This window comes from Colwellia sp. Bg11-28 (genome assembly GCF_002836245.1).
Lineage (GTDB): Bacteria > Pseudomonadota > Gammaproteobacteria > Enterobacterales > Alteromonadaceae > Colwellia > Colwellia psychrerythraea_A.
In genome coordinates, this window is the sequence record NZ_PJBA01000005.1 from 165689 (window position 1) to 181092 (window position 15404).

General features: G+C 38.4%; 16 protein-coding genes. 13 read left to right on the forward strand and 3 right to left on the reverse strand.

Annotated features, from left to right (window positions below; all coding sequences use genetic code 11):
* The first annotated feature begins 5 nt into the window (after positions 1 to 5).
* The 8 genes from CXF79_RS06180 (at position 6) to hemB (ending at position 7490) form a co-directional block, all read left to right on the forward strand.
* Positions 6 to 2459, forward strand: a complete 2454-nt coding sequence (locus CXF79_RS06180; RefSeq protein WP_101154356.1) for a TonB-dependent receptor plug domain-containing protein — start codon at positions 6 to 8, stop codon at positions 2457 to 2459.
* Positions 2460 to 2722: 263 nt separating this feature from the next.
* Positions 2723 to 2980 (forward strand): twin-arginine translocase TatA/TatE family subunit, encoded by a 258-nt coding sequence (gene tatA / locus CXF79_RS06185; protein WP_011041038.1) that lies wholly within the window; start codon positions 2723 to 2725, stop codon positions 2978 to 2980.
* 3 nt (positions 2981 to 2983) lie between these two features.
* Positions 2984 to 3457 carry a Sec-independent protein translocase protein TatB gene (gene tatB / locus CXF79_RS06190; protein WP_101154357.1) on the forward strand — a complete coding sequence of 158 codons (474 nt, stop codon included), beginning with the start codon at positions 2984 to 2986 and terminating at the stop codon, positions 3455 to 3457.
* Positions 3454 to 4221, forward strand: coding sequence for a twin-arginine translocase subunit TatC (gene tatC, locus CXF79_RS06195; RefSeq protein WP_101154358.1), 768 nt, complete (start codon positions 3454 to 3456; stop codon positions 4219 to 4221). The genes tatB and tatC overlap by 4 nt, the downstream gene beginning before the upstream one ends.
* Entirely contained in the window at positions 4218 to 4709 is a 492-nt protein-coding gene (locus tag CXF79_RS06200; protein WP_101154359.1) for a hypothetical protein, read from the forward strand. The genes tatC and CXF79_RS06200 overlap by 4 nt, the downstream gene beginning before the upstream one ends.
* Positions 4710 to 4721: 12 nt before the next feature.
* Entirely contained in the window at positions 4722 to 5549 is an 828-nt protein-coding gene (locus tag CXF79_RS06205; protein WP_232769092.1) for a TatD family hydrolase, read from the forward strand.
* Complete coding sequence (locus tag CXF79_RS06210; protein ID WP_232769093.1) at positions 5550 to 6431, forward strand: GGDEF domain-containing protein; 882 nt, start codon at positions 5550 to 5552, stop codon at positions 6429 to 6431.
* A 12-nt stretch (positions 6432 to 6443) separates the two neighbouring features.
* Positions 6444 to 7490 (forward strand): porphobilinogen synthase, encoded by a 1047-nt coding sequence (gene hemB, locus CXF79_RS06215; protein ID WP_011041044.1) that lies wholly within the window; start codon positions 6444 to 6446, stop codon positions 7488 to 7490.
* Positions 7491 to 7663: 173 nt separating this feature from the next.
* Here the strand turns inward: hemB and CXF79_RS06220 are convergent, their stop codons facing one another.
* Positions 7664 to 8311 (reverse strand): glutathione S-transferase family protein, encoded by a 648-nt coding sequence (locus CXF79_RS06220; RefSeq protein ID WP_101154360.1) that lies wholly within the window; start codon positions 8309 to 8311, stop codon positions 7664 to 7666.
* Between the two features lie 131 nt (positions 8312 to 8442).
* Between CXF79_RS06220 and CXF79_RS06225 the strand changes: the two genes are divergently transcribed.
* Both CXF79_RS06225 and CXF79_RS06230 read left to right on the forward strand, forming a co-directional pair.
* Positions 8443 to 9012 carry a TetR/AcrR family transcriptional regulator gene (locus tag CXF79_RS06225; protein ID WP_101154361.1) on the forward strand — a complete coding sequence of 190 codons (570 nt, stop codon included), beginning with the start codon at positions 8443 to 8445 and terminating at the stop codon, positions 9010 to 9012.
* Positions 9002 to 9304, forward strand: coding sequence for a hypothetical protein (locus CXF79_RS06230; protein WP_011041047.1), 303 nt, complete (start codon positions 9002 to 9004; stop codon positions 9302 to 9304). The genes CXF79_RS06225 and CXF79_RS06230 overlap by 11 nt, the downstream gene beginning before the upstream one ends.
* 43 nt (positions 9305 to 9347) lie before the next feature.
* On the opposite strand, the gene CXF79_RS06235 is transcribed toward CXF79_RS06230, so the two are convergent.
* Together CXF79_RS06235 and rhlB are read right to left on the reverse strand one after the other, a co-directional pair.
* Entirely contained in the window at positions 9348 to 10340 is a 993-nt protein-coding gene (locus tag CXF79_RS06235; RefSeq protein WP_011041048.1) for a Ppx/GppA phosphatase family protein, read from the reverse strand.
* Positions 10341 to 10370: 30 nt separating this feature from the next.
* Positions 10371 to 11657 carry an ATP-dependent RNA helicase RhlB gene (gene rhlB / locus CXF79_RS06240; protein WP_101154362.1) on the reverse strand — a complete coding sequence of 429 codons (1287 nt, stop codon included), beginning with the start codon at positions 11655 to 11657 and terminating at the stop codon, positions 10371 to 10373.
* A gap of 347 nt (positions 11658 to 12004) precedes the next feature.
* Here rhlB and trxA point away from each other — a divergent pair, with 347 nt between their 5' ends.
* From trxA to ubiD, 3 genes are all read left to right on the forward strand, one after another.
* Positions 12005 to 12331, forward strand: coding sequence for a thioredoxin TrxA (trxA, locus tag CXF79_RS06245; protein ID WP_011041050.1), 327 nt, complete (start codon positions 12005 to 12007; stop codon positions 12329 to 12331).
* 240 nt (positions 12332 to 12571) lie between these two features.
* The gene (gene rho, locus CXF79_RS06250; protein WP_011041051.1) at positions 12572 to 13831 is read left to right on the forward strand and encodes a transcription termination factor Rho; all 1260 of its coding nucleotides are present in this window, start codon (positions 12572 to 12574) and stop codon (positions 13829 to 13831) included.
* An 89-nt stretch (positions 13832 to 13920) separates the two neighbouring features.
* Entirely contained in the window at positions 13921 to 15402 is a 1482-nt protein-coding gene (ubiD, locus tag CXF79_RS06255) for a 4-hydroxy-3-polyprenylbenzoate decarboxylase (RefSeq protein WP_101154363.1), read from the forward strand.
* The last annotated feature ends 2 nt before the right edge of the window (positions 15403 to 15404 follow it).

The following is a 15404-nucleotide window of genomic DNA, read 5'->3' on the forward strand; positions in this document are numbered from 1 at the left end:
AAGTAATGAGCCTAAGAACAGCCAGAAAGAATATAGTAAATCGAGCAGTGATGATTGCCCTTGCCGCAACATCAGTGACCTCAGTACAAGCAGTTGCCGAAGAAGGCGCTGAAGAAGTAGAGCGTATTGCCGTAACAGGCTCTCGCATTAACAGAACCGATATTGAAAGCGCCAGCCCAGTAACGGTAATATCTTCAGACTTTATCACCAAGAGTGGTTTCACCTCAGTACAAGAAATATTATCAATGCAACCCGCTGCTGCAGGTATGAGCTTAGGTTCAACGTCTAATAACGGTTCAGGTGGTTCGGCAACTGTTAACTTACGTGGTATGGGAGTGCAACGTACGTTAGTGCTATTAAATGGTCGACGTATGGTTGCATCAAGTACTGGTGCTGACTCTTCAGTAGATTTAAATACTATCCCTGTTTCAATGATTCAGACCATTGAAATCTTGAAAGACGGTGCTTCAGCAGTTTATGGCTCAGATGCCATTGCTGGTGTTGTTAACATCATCACTAAGAAAGACTTTCAAGGCACTGAAATAACTGCTGATGGCAGTATTACCGACAAAGGTGATGGCGAAAGTGGGGGTTTTAGTCTTTTACATGGTCGTGACTTTGCTGGTGGTAACTTAGTTGTTGGCGCCCAATATTCAAACCGTGGTGAAATTATCCAATCGGATCGTGATTTTGTCCCTGCAGGTGAATCTTCATTTGTACCAGGAGGTTCTTTAGGCGGAATGGTACCAGATGGTGAAGGTGGCTTTGTTCCACGTGAAGAGTCTTACGATTATACCGACGATAGTTATGCACAAACACCCAATGAATTATTAAGCTTATTCACTAACTTTAACTCTGAAATAGCGGATGATACTGAATTAAGCGTTGAATTTATGTATACCCGCCGTGAGTCAAATCAACAAATGGCACCGCAACCAGCTTCAATCGACTTAGATACAAGTTTGTTAGATGATAACTATACCGATCAATTCAAAGATGAAAATGGCGTTCTGCCAGAAGAACTAGAATATAGACGTCGCATGACAGATGCCGGTCCACGTATTTACGGTCAAGAAACAGATACCTATCGTGCTTCTGTTGGTTTGACTGGTTACTTAAGTAATGATTCACAGTGGGATATGTCGGCAACTTATGGTCGTAATGACTCAAAAGATAGTGTTGGTAACTCGATTCACGCAGGGAACATGGAAAAAAGTATCTACAATCATCAAGACGATTGGTTCAGCGGTGATCCCATGAGTAACGACTTCTTAGCCAGTGAAGGCGTTATGTACACCGAGCAAAATGAAGGTGGCAATGAACAATTCATTTTAGCCGCAGGTTATAGTGGCGTTAATGAGCACGATATAGGTTATGCCGTTGGAGTTGAAAGTCGTTTTGAAAGTGGATATTACACACCTGATTTAATTACTCAGGCTGGTGAAAGTACCGCGGCACAGCAAGATCCCACAGAAGGTAATTATTCTGTACAGTCTATCTATGGTGAAATATCTGTACCAGTAACCGACTCTTTCACGGTAGAAGCCGCGACTCGTTATGATAACTATTCAACCTTTGGTGGTGCAGCTACTTGGAAGTTAGGTGCAACTTACAGTATTACTGATGGTTTAATGTTTAGAGCGGTGGCTGCAACGGGCTTTAGAGCACCAAGTGTGAGTGAGCTATACGGTGGTAACTCAGGTTCTTTTGATTATTTAACTGACCCTTGGGACAACGAACAAGATTCACAAATCTTAGTAAATTACACCAGTGATGCGGATTTAAAGCCGGAAGAAAGTGAATCATTTACTGCGGGTGTTGTGTGGGAAATTACTGAAGGCCTATCTACTACTATGGATTATTGGCAGTTTGATATTACTAACGCTATTAGCCGTGTGAACGTGCAAAATGAAATGAATAAGTGTTTCGGAGATGATCTCGTTGCTTGTGATACTATCGGAATTACACCGGGTGGAGACTTATCGGAAATGACCTCTACGTTAACCAATATTGGTCAGCAGAATACTTCAGGTATTGATTGGAATGTTAGCTACACTGCTGGCATGTTCAAAGTCATGTTTGATACGACTTATTTACTTGAATTTGAAGAAGACGGTATTAGCTATGAAGGTACTATTGGCGGCAATATGGGGGGGTACTCACAGCTAAAATCTAATTTAACCGTTAGCGCCGATTTAACAGAAGACGTAAATTTACTTTATACAGCTAACTATATTCAAGGTATGGACGGCGATGGCTACACTACTGATGATGTGATTTATCATAACGTTTCAGCGGCTTATCATATTAATGATGCGTGGCAAGTAACAGGTGGTATTAAAAATTTATTTGATACTGAACCTGAAGAAGTACCAGATGGTAATGATATGAATACAGTGCCAAATATCTACGATGTTGTTGGCCGTACCTTCTTTGTTAATACGTCATATAAGTTTTAGTAAGCAATAATTACGAATTTTATTGTCGATAATTAAAGCACCTCAAACAAAAGGCGACTTCTTAGTCGCCTTTTTGGATCGCTGTAATTTGATTGGGAGATGTTTACCCATGGTATAAATATTGTTTTAGCTCATAATTTACCAATTCATTTACTGCTTTTGCTCGTTTCCCTGCATTATTTAGGTATATAATGTTGGTACATAAAGCATGGGCTAACATATAGGTTCGTCATGCGAGCATCAAATATCAGGAGTTAATTATTATGGGTGGAATCGGAATTTGGCAACTAGTTATTGTTGCTGTGATTGTAGTGTTATTATTTGGAACTAAAAAACTACGTAATATAGGTGGTGATTTAGGTTCAGCGATTAAAGGTTTTAAAAGTGCTATCGGTGAAGATAAAGAACAAAAAAATAGTGCAGAAAAAACATCAGATACTTTAGCTGATAGCTCAAAGAGCACTACAGAAGAAGTGGTCAAAACAACAGAAAGTAAGACTAAAGAATCAGATCAGGCTTAATGTATGTTTGACGTTGGCTTTTGGGAATTAATCCTCATAGCAATTATGGGCTTAGTTATTTTAGGCCCTGAACGCTTACCGGTTGCAATTCGTACTCTTCGTGGCTGGATATCTGGTGCTCGAAAATTTAGTGATACTGTTAAATCTGAGCTTACAGAAGAATTACGCATACACGAATTACATGCAAATTTAAAAAAAGCAGAAGAAAGTAACTTAGAAAATTTAAGTCCTGAGGTTGCTGCGTCATTGAAATCGTTGCAAGAAGCAGCCGACTCTGTGGCTGAGCCTTTCAAAAAGGTCGACAGACAACCACTAGAATCAATGATAGCTTCTTCCTTAGCTTCAGCTCCGCAAGCTAAAGTAGAGCCGGAGATGGTTCAAGATAGTGAAGAGCCAAAAATTTCAAGTGCTCCGATAGAAAATGTAAAAAAACCAGATAAGCTAGTTAATCCAGAAAGTGATAAACTTCAGCCATGAGTACTTCCTCAACACCAGTCGCCAGCCTTTTTGATCATCTTTTAGAACTACGTAATCGTTTATTGCGATCAATTCTTGGAGTATTGATAGTTTTTTGTTGCTTAGTTTATTTCGCACAAGATATATATCAATACGTGGCTCAGCCATTATTAGCGACCATGCCAGAAGGGTCACAAATGATAGCGACCGATGTCGCGTCACCATTTTTTGCACCTTTTAAGTTAACTTTGGTTTTATCCCTATTTATTGCTATGCCATTTGTCTTATATCAAGTGTGGTCATTTGTTGCGCCTGGTTTGTACAGTAATGAAAAGCGCATGATTGCCCCGTTAATGTTCGGTTCAACGTTGCTGTTTTATAGTGGTATTGCCTTTGCCTATTTTCTTGTATTTCCGGTAGTATTTGCCTTTTTTACTTCAGTAGCACCAGAAGGCGTTGTTATTGCGACTGATATCAGTAGTTATCTAGATTTCATCTTAAAACTGTTTTTTGCTTTTGGTGCCGCATTTGAAATTCCTATTGCCATTATCTTAATGTGTTGGACAGGTATGACGACACCTGATAGCTTAAGAGAAAAGCGACCTTATGTTGTAGTAGGTGCATTTGTCATTGGTATGTTATTGACACCACCTGATATTATTTCACAAACTATGTTGGCCGTGCCAATGCTGATTTTATTTGAAGTCGGTATTATTATTGCTTCGTTTTATCATAAAGAAGAAGATGAAGACGAATCGAATAATATAAAGGAAAATGACAAATGACAAAGAGTATAAAACTCACATATTTTACCGTGATTACTAGCTTATTATTATCTCCGACAGTGTTAGCTAAAGAAGAAAACCTTGCGGATCGAGTTCAAGATTGTGTAAAAATAACTCAAGATACTGAAAGACTTACTTGTTTTGACCAACTGACAAGTAAACGCAGTGCTGTAATTGTGGAACCAGAAATAACTGACTTGACCGCCGAACAAGTTGATGCTTTTTCTAAAGGACAGGTGAAAAAAACAACTGAAGAATTAGATAACGAAATAAATTCTATTACCCTAACGATTAGTAAATTAAGTAAAACACCTTACGGGCAATGGAAAATTACCTTTGAGAATGGTCAAAAGTGGCAACAAAAAGATAGCTATAAACTTAGTCTAAAAACAGGCCAACGCGTGGTGTTAACCAAAGGGGCGATTACCTCTGTGTTTTTGCAAAAAGAAAATACTAATAAACGTATTAAAGTAAAAAGGCTTAAATAGATCGAGATTAATTTGAATAAAAGCACTTTGATAGATATAGGCGTTAACTTAACCAATAAACGCTTTGAGAAAGATCGCGAAGATGTTATTCGACGAGCTCAAAAGGCTCAATTAGATGGTTTGTTGATTACCGGTACTAGTGTTGCAGAAAGCCAGAAAGCGTTAGCTTTGTGTCAGCATTATCAAACAAGTTTCCCTGACTTTTTATTTAGCACTGCAGGTGTGCATCCCCATGATGCTGATCATGTGACTGCTGACTACTTAGAGCAACTCAAGTTATTAGCGAAACAAGAGCAAGTTAAGGCCATTGGTGAGTGTGGTTTAGATTTCAATCGAAATTTTTCAGCACCAGCACAACAGCAAAAAGTATTTAGTGAACAAGTTGCTTTAGCTTCAGAACTGCAAATGCCACTATTTTTACATCAAAGAGATGCTTTTGAACCATGGATTACTACGTTATCACCCTATTTTTCTAAAGTTCCGGCTATGGTTGCGCATTGTTTTACTGGCACAAAATCTGAGCTCACTCAGTGTATAGCCGCGGATATGTATATAGGTATCACAGGTTGGTTATGTGATGAGCGTAGAGGTCAAAGTTTACGGGATATTGTAAGTCTAATTCCTTTAAATCGATTACTCATTGAGACTGATGCTCCGTATCTAACACCTCGAACAATTCGACCAAAACCTAAAAGTAGCCGTAATGAGCCGTGTTACTTACCATTTATAGTCAAAGAAATTGCCAGTATTACAGGTCTTGACCAAGAAGAGATAGCTTGGCAAACTAGCCGTAATGCCGCAAAGGTATTTGATTTTCCATCAAAGAAAGAAATGATATAAATGAAGTCATTGGTTAGAGCAGAAATAGCAGGTTTTACTTCTTTGCTGATGACATATTCGCCTGCAAGTAGTGCTATGACTGAACAAAATGCCGAGCACCTATGTTTTGGCATGGGAATTTTCTTAGGGAGTTTAATTACCCTCTTGTTAGGTTTATATTTGAATCGACATTACCGAAGAAAATACCTAAAAATGTTACAACAGCTTAAGCTTGCAAAAAGCAATGTTACCATCGCTGAGCAAACAATGAAAACCTTGGCTAATGAGCAACAAGACAGTCAAGACCTGCTAGAAGAAAGAGTGCAGGAGCGTACATTAGAACTGAATATAGCTTTGCAAGAGTTGGAAAGTGCTAATCAAGAACTTGAACGTAAAAATGTTTTAGATGAACTAACGGGCTTACATAATCGTCGATTTTATGATCAAAAAATAGTAGCTGAATACCGTCGTAGCCGTCGTAATCTTACCGCGTTAAGTTTAGTGCTAATTGATGTCGACCTTTTCAAAGCAGTTAACGATACTCATGGGCACCTAGCGGGTGATCAGTGCCTAATTTGGTTGGCCAGCCATATAAAAAAAAGTTTGAAGCGAAGTACTGATAGAGCATTTCGTTACGGTGGAGAAGAGTTCTGCTTAATCTTACCTAATACTGATGCTGAAGGGGCGTTACTCTTTGCTGAACAATTACGCGTACAGGTAGATGCTCAAGCTTTTCAATTTAGAGATGTCGAAATTCCACTGACAATCAGTTGTGGTATCTCAACATATCAACAACAAGTTGATATTGGTCCCGAGCAAATATTTTCAGGTGCCGACAACGCTTTATATCAAGCTAAGCACAATGGCCGAAATCAAACCAAACAACACATTTTCACAGAATAATTAGGAATTTTTATGTCCCACAATGGTAATTCAGCATTTGGTCAATATCCTGCTCGTCGCATGCGCCGGATGCGCGTTGACGATCATACTCGTCGTTTAATGGCTGAATCTCAGTTAACGGTCAATGATTTAATATACCCAGTTTTTGTGCTTGAAGGCGATAATCAGCGAGAAGCGATAGCTTCAATGCCTGGTGTCGAACGTAAAAGTATTGATCTGCTTTTGGAAGAAGCACAGGAATTGGTTGATTTAGGTATTCCGGCTATTGCACTTTTCCCTGTGACACCAAGTGATAAAAAGTCGCTTATGGCGGAAGAAGCTTATAACCCTGATGGATTAGCGCAACGTGCAGTACGTGCACTTAAAGCTAAATTCCCACAGCTTGCTGTGATCACTGATGTTGCTCTTGACCCGTTTACCACACATGGTCAAGACGGTATTTTAAGTGAGAGTGATGATAACAAAGCAGGGAAAACAGGCTATGTTGTTAACGAAGTCACTAAAGATATTTTGGTAAAGCAGGCTTTATCACATGCTGAAGCAGGAGCCGATATTGTGGCACCTTCAGATATGATGGATGGACGTGTCGGTGCTATCAGAGAAGGATTAGAAGAAAATGGCTTTGTTAATACTAAAATATTAGCCTACTCTGCGAAGTACGCTTCTAATTACTATGGGCCATTTCGTGATGCTGTCGGGTCTTCTGGTAATATTAAAGGTGGTAATAAGCATACTTATCAAATGGATCCTGCAAATAGTAATGAAGCTATGCATGAAGTTGCCCAAGATATCGCTGAAGGTGCCGACATGGTCATGGTTAAGCCAGGCATGCCTTATTTAGATATAGTGCGTCGTGTTAAGGATACTTTTCAAGTACCGACCTACGCTTATCAAGTCAGCGGTGAATATGCCATGCATATGGCGGCAATACAAAATGGTTGGTTAGCTGAGAAACCATGTGTAATGGAAGGATTATTAGCATTTAAACGTGCTGGAGCCGATGGAATTTTGACTTATTTTGCTAAGCAAGTTGCGCGTTGGTTGAAAGAAGACGCTTAAGTACTTTACACGATAAATAATCGGTAGTTAGTCGATTTATTATATCGCAAGAATAGAATAAAAAAGCGCGATTTAATCGCGCTTTTTTATGGGCAAATTTTGAACTCACCTTTTCACATACTTAGGTTATACCAGTTGAATTACTCAATGAGTCCGATAGGTATTATTTATCGTTAAAATTCCTTAGCGGTTAATACTTTTTGACACGATGGTCTTGCCATTACATTAGCTAAATATTGCTCTACTTTGGGATAGTCCGTTATCAGATCAAAGCCAGTAGGTAAGCATGAAATATAATGCAACATTGGTGCTAATAAGGCATCTGCGATAGTAAAGTCCTTAGACGTTAACGCTGTCTCTTGTTGTAACACTTGTTCAATGATAGCAAAAATGGCAGCTGCCTTTGGCTGTACTTCTTTCACGACGTCAAAGCGGATACTATTATTTTCTCCTTTGGGAAAAGCAAATTCTAATAAGTAATCCCGTACTAATATTTTATCTATGTCTATCGAAATAAGCGCGCAAAGTGCATCGTGTTGTGCATGTACTTGGCTATTTTGGTGTGGTTGTAATTGCTTATCTTCATCAAGGTAACGACAAATACTGGCTGTTTCAGGTAACGCTAACTTACCTTCTAGTAACACAGGTATTTTGCCAAAAGGATGCCACTTTAGATGCTGTTCACCTTTAAAAGCAATATTGCTACCATCAACTTCAAAGCCAACAGTATAAGCAATTTCTTTTTCTTCGCATACGAGCATGACGGAACGAACAAAATTTGAAAAGCGAGGTCCGTAAATATGTACTGGATCTACTGTCATATATATTTCCTTTTAATTATCTAATTGACACTATTAGTTAATAATCTAACTATATTGACAATATGTTCAAGAACATATTTTAAAAGTATGAAATACTGTTTTTATGATTAAATAGGTAAGTGAGGCTTTCGATGGCGTGGCATGAAACTCATAAAGAGCAATCAAAAGATAGAATCTTAAAAAGTGCTGCAATGCTTTTTACACATTATGGTTTTGAAAAAATATCGATCAATCAAGTGATGAAAAATGCTGAACTCACCAGAGGCGCATTTTATAGTCACTTTAATTCGAAAAGTGACTTGTACGCACAAGCGATAAGTAAAGGCGCAAAAGTTGCTTCGAAACGTAAACCTGAAAATTGTCCGCAGAATATGAAAGATTTTGCTAAATACTATTTAAGTACTGAACATAGAGATAATAACTATGAACAAGCATGTCCATTAGCTTTTTTGGTTTCAGATATTAACCAACAAAATAAACAAGTTAAAGAAACTTATACCAAGACGCTGAAAGCTTTTATAGCGCAAGCTCAATCTTTAACCGTCAGTCGTGAAAAAGCACTGCAAAGCGCAGTATTGATGATTGGCGGCTTGGCTCTATCTAGAGCTTTAGATGATAAAAACTTTAGCAATGAACTCTTAGCTGCTTGTAAAGCTGGGGTTACTTCATTATCAACAGAAGAGGGCGTTAATGTCAGCTGAATGGAGCATAATACTACTAAACGCAGTGATTATCGTTATTGCTTATGTCTGGGTGTATCCCAAATTAGCAGGTAAAAATAGTAATAAGGTGGCGATATTTGACTGTGTAACCTCTGGTTTAGCAGTGCTTATTGTGGCAAATAAATATTGGGGAACAGGCGCTGAATTTAATTTCTTACAGTTTGAATTAAACTGGTTTTGGTTTACCTTGTTAAGTTACAGTGTTATTGAAATACCAATTGCACTGTGGTATTTCAGAGCTTCACTCATTAAAGGTAACGCTGATAAGTAAAGGTGAATAAAAAGAAATAACGAAAGGTAATAGGGGGTTACTGTTAGATAATTTTAGCATCAGGGACTAATTCAAAGAGTAAACCTTCACGCAGTGCACCACTTGAAAGGCATAATGCTTCAATATGCAGACATTGAAACAAAGCGATTAAAATGCTTAAACCGCTAGCTAATATCGCTTTTCGATCAGCTCTTAGTCCTGCTATCTCAATACTATCTATAGTTTTACACTTGATCAGAGTTTGCTGAATTTCATAAAGAAACTCTAAGGTGATAATTGGTGTTTGCTGACGTTGAATCAGTATCTCAGCCATGGCTTGCATAGTACCAGAGCTTCCAACCGCAGATTGCCAACCCAGTTGAATAAACTCTGCTTTCACTGTGTTAATAATATCTGCAGCACCAGCAATACATTGATTGAAGTTTTCTTTATTTAGCAGATCATTCGTAAAGTACTTGCCAATAAAACTAACGCAACCAATATCTAAACTAACCACTTTTTTCGCAGTACAACCTAAACCAACGATAATCTCGGTACTAGCACCGCCAATGTCGAGTACTAATTGCTTAGTAGCAGATTGCTGGATATTTGATATAGAGGTATGGGCGACACCAGCATAAATTGTTTTGGCTTCTTGCTCCCCACTGAGTAACTTTATTTCTTTGGGTAAGATTTTCTTAGCGGCATCAAAAAACACCTGATTATTCTTAGCAATGCGTAATGCCGCTGTTGCGACAATAAGAGTATTATTTACCGGAATACTGTTGAGGTATAAAGCAAAGTTTTTAAGGCAATCAAGGCCGCGTGTTATAGCTTCATCAGTGAGTAGGTTATGACTAGTTAAACCTGCCGCCAAGCGAACTTTTTGCTTAACTTTGTTAACGGTTTTTATAGACTTACCCGTTGGTGATGTTATTAATTGGGTAATAAGGAGGTGGAAACTATTAGAGCCTAAATCGACCACAGCATAATGACTTTCATCATACTGTGGTATTGTCTTTGGTAAGGCTTGATTTTGGCTCAAAATATCAGTCAATGTACTTTATCCAAGGGTGCAGCTAACTAGTTAGCTACGAGTGCCGCGATTAGGAGTACTACCACGGTTTCCTTGTCTAGGGCTTGCACGACCGCCTTGTCTGTTAGCGCCTGTTCTAGGGCGGCGTTGACGAGGTTTAGGTCTTGGAAGGTCAGTCAATAAAGCATCATGGTCATACTTTGTTACTGGTAGATCATGGCCAATATAGGTTTCAATTTCTGGTAAATTAAAAACATATTGTTCACAAGCTAAGCTTATCGCATGACCAGTTTCACCAGCACGACCTGTACGACCTATACGGTGAACATAATCTTGGCAGTCATCAGGTAAATCATAGTTAAAAACATGCGTTACGCTAGGAATGTGTAAACCACGTGCAGCAACATCAGTTGCCACAAGAATATCTACTGTACCATCAGTAAATTCTTCTAATATTTTTAGACGTTTCTTTTGTGGCACATCGCCAGTTAACAAACCAACACGAATTTTATCGGCATTTAGATGATCAAAAACCTTTTCACAAACATGTTTAGTATTTGCAAAGACAATTGCCTTTTCTGGCCAATCTTCTTCAATTAGTGTTTGTAGTAAAGTCATTTTATCTTCGTTTGATGGATAAAATAGTTCTTCACTGATACGGCTATTTGTTTTTTGCTCTGGTTCTACTTCTACGCTGGTTGGATCGTTCATGTGGTCAAAGGCAAGCTCTTTAACACGGAATGATAAAGTTGCAGAGAACAACATGCTTAAACGTTCTGTTGCAGGAGGCATTTTATCAAACATATAACGTATATCTTTAATAAAACCTAAATCAAACATTCTGTCAGCTTCGTCAAGTACAATAACTTCGATATTTTTTAAGTTGTAAATACCTTGCTTCATGTAATCAATTAAACGACCACAAGTACCGATAAGAATATCAACACCAGCTTCTAGTTCTAAACGTTGACTTTCATAACCTTCGCCCCCATATACAACACCAAGGCGTAATCCGGTACTTTTCGCCATTTCAGTTGCATCACGGTGAATTTGTATTGCTAATTCACGTGTAGGAGCCATGATCAAGGCACGTGGTTGATTATGAGTAGGAGCTTCTTTTTGAAGCAAATGATGAAAAGTAGCGGCTAAAAAGGCAATGGTTTTACCTTCACCAGTTTGTGCTTGGCCAGCTAAATCAGTGCCTTGCAAAAGAACGGGTAAAGATTTCGCCTGAATAGACGTACAATAATCGAAGCCCATGGCTTCTAATCCGGTCACTACTTGCGGAGCAAGATTTAGGTCAGCGAATTTAGTTTCAGTTAAGTGTGTTTTTTTCATGGCGCTAGCTTAACAGTTTTGTTAGCAAAATAGTTGCTTAATAAATAATTAATTAGATTTATACCAAGTCTATTAAGTTATTTCACACTCAGTGAGAATTAAAAGGCTTAGAGGCAAGGCTTTGATTGAAGATAACGGCATGTGTTTGTTTGATTTAGAATAATTAGATCTACACAAACTTTATTTGTTCTAACTTCCCTGACATAGCTCTGCGCTGGAAACTAACTTATTAGAATGGGTATTACTGCTTAATTAATACCAATGTTACATAAAACAGTATTGGAAAAGCAGTGAATCACGGTATAATTACCACAAAGGCGTTTTCGCCATAACAAACGGAGAATATGATGAGCGATAAAATTGTTCAGCTAACTGATGATAGTTTTGAAGCAGATGTATTAAAAGCATCGGGTTTAGTATTAGTTGATTTTTGGGCTGAATGGTGTGGTCCTTGTAAAATGATTGCCCCAGTACTTGATGATATTGCCACAGAATACGATGGCAAAGTGACTGTTGGTAAATTAAACATAGATCAAAACTCAGCGACACCACCTAAATATGGTGTACGTGGTATTCCAACATTATTACTTTTTAAAGATGGTGAAATTGCTGACACTAAAGTGGGCGCACTATCGAAAACTCAATTAAAAGAGTTTTTAGATAAAAACTTGTAAATGTATAAATAAAAGCCTGATAACTGATAACTAAGTTATCAGGCTTTTTGTTTTCGCAGATAAAATATTTACTTACATTTTTATTCTGGCTTTACCTAATCAAATTTTAGTGCTAAATTTACCACCTGAGTACAAAATAACATCGCTTTATCTCTATTCTCATTATAAAAAATATTGAAAACACACTAGTGTCGGCAATCCCCAAGGCACCATCCCTTAAAATTGTTTAAGAAACCCCCTATGAACCTTACCGAACTGAAAGAAAAATCCATTAATGAATTGGTTGACCTTGCTGCGACAATGAAGCTTGAAAACCTTGCTAGAACACGTAAACAAGACATAATTTTTGCTATTTTAAAAGCACATGCGGAAGGCGATAATGATATTTTCGGCGGCGGTGTTTTAGAGATTTTACAAGATGGTTTTGGTTTCTTACGCTCGGCAGATTCCTCATACTTAGCTGGCCCTGATGATATTTATGTATCACCAAGCCAAATTCGTCGTTTTAGTATGCGAACGGGTGACACCATCCAAGGTAAAATTCGCTCTCCTAAAAAAGGTGAACGTTACTTTGCCCTATTAAAAGTGACTGAAGTTAACTTTGACCGACCTGAAAACACACGTAATAAGATTTTATTTGAAAACTTAACGCCTATTCATCCAACCGATCGTTTTTCATTGGCGCGTGGTAATGGTTCAACAGAAGATATTACCGCACGTATTTTAGATTTAGCCTCACCAATTGGTAAAGGGCAACGTGGTTTAATCGTTGCGCCACCAAAAGCCGGTAAAACTTTATTATTACAAAACATTGCTCAAAGTATTGCGCACAATAATCCTGACGCAGAGTTAATGGTATTGTTGATCGATGAACGTCCAGAAGAAGTTACAGAAATGCAACGCCTTGTGAAAGGTGAAGTTATTGCTTCAACGTTCGATGAACCAGCAAGTCGTCATGTACAAGTGGCTGAAATGGTAATCGAAAAAGCAAAACGTTTAGTTGAACACAAAAAAGACGTAGTTATTTTACTTGATTCAATTACCCGTTTAGCACGTGCTTATAACACGGTAATCCCATCGTCAGGTAAAATCTTGACTGGTGGTGTTGATGCTAATGCTCTGCATCGTCCAAAGCGTTTCTTTGGTGCTGCACGTAACATTGAAGAAGGTGGTAGTTTAACTATTATCGCAACAGCACTTGTAGAAACTGGTTCTAAAATGGATGAAGTTATCTACGAAGAATTTAAAGGTACAGGTAATATGGAATTACACCTGTCTCGTAAAATTTCTGAAAAGCGTGTTTTCCCAGCTATTAACATTAATCGTAGTGGTACACGTCGTGAAGAGCTTATTACTAAGCCAGATGAATTACAAAAAATGTGGATCTTACGTAAAATCGTTCATGAAATGGATGAAATAGGTGCGATTGAATTCCTAATCGACAAACTTGCAATGACCAAAACCAATGATGAGTTTTTTGATTCAATGAAGCGTAAATAATCGCGACATTAATTGCATAACTTTAATTGATGAAAACCAGTCTAATGACTGGTTTTTTTATTTAATCTTACCTCCAATTGGTAACTTACATGAAATATAGTGATTTAAGAGACTTTATTAGTCAGCTTGAAAAAATAGGCCAACTTAAACGAATTACTCAGCCTATATCTACTCATTTAGCAATGACAGAGATCAGTGACAGAACACTGAGAGCAAAAGGACCGGCATTACTTTTTGAAAATGCAGTCAGTGAAAGTGGCGAACCATACGATATGCCAGTCCTAACCAACCTTTTTGGTACCCCTGACAGAGTTGCTTTAGCTATGGGGCAAAAGGATGTTGGTGCTTTACGTGATGTTGGCAAGTTATTAGCTATGTTAAAAGAGCCTGAACCACCAAAAGGTTTTCGTGATGCTTTAGGTAAAATACCTGTGTATAAGCAAGTATTGAATATGCCGGTGAAAGTGATTAAAAAACCGTTATGTCAGCAAATTGTGCTTTCAGGTGATGACGTCGATTTGACCAAAATGCCGATACAAAGTTGTTGGCCTGGCGATGTAGCGCCGCTAATAACTTGGGGACTGACTGTTACGAGAGGTCCACATAAAGAGCGCCAAAATCTCGGTATTTATCGTCAACAAGTGCTTAGTAAAAATAAAGTCATTATGCGTTGGTTATCACATCGTGGCGGTGCCCTTGATTTTCAAGAATTTAAAAAAGAAAATCCAGGTGAAAAATACCCTGTTTCCGTTGCTTTAGGTGCAGATCCTGCCACTATTTTAGGCGCAGTAACACCGGTACCAGATACGCTTTCTGAATATGCTTTTGCGGGTTTATTACGTGGAGCCAAAACTGAAGTGGCTAAATCAATAAGTAATGACTTAGAAGTTCCTGCCACAGCAGAGATTATTTTGGAAGGGTATTTAGATCCTGAAGAAATGGCACCAGAGGGACCTTATGGTGATCATACTGGTTATTACAATGAAGTAGATAACTTTCCTGTTATGACAGTAACTCATATCACTATGCGAAAGGATGCTATTTATCACAGCACCTATACCGGCAGACCGCCTGATGAACCAGCAATTTTAGGTGTTGCCCTTAATGAAGTATTTGTTCCTATTCTACAAAAGCAATTTCCTGAAATTCAAGACTTCTATTTACCGCCAGAAGGTTGCTCTTATCGTCTAGCTGTCGTGACGATTAAAAAGCAATATGCGGGTCATGCCAAGCGCGTAATGATGGGCGTATGGTCGTTTTTACGACAATTCATGTACACCAAGTTTGTGATAGTATGTGACGATGATATAAATGCCAGAGACTGGGAAGATGTGATATGGGCAATGACCACACGCATGGATCCGAGTCGTGATACTGTTTTGATAGAAAACACCCCAATTGATTATCTTGATTTTGCATCACCTGTGTCTGGTTTAGGTTCTAAAATGGGCATGGATGCAACCAACAAATGGCCTGGTGAAACAAATCGTGAGTGGGGCGAACCCATTGAGATGACGCAGGAAATAAAAAACCAAGTTGATGAACTTTGGGATGAATTAGATATTTTATAGCT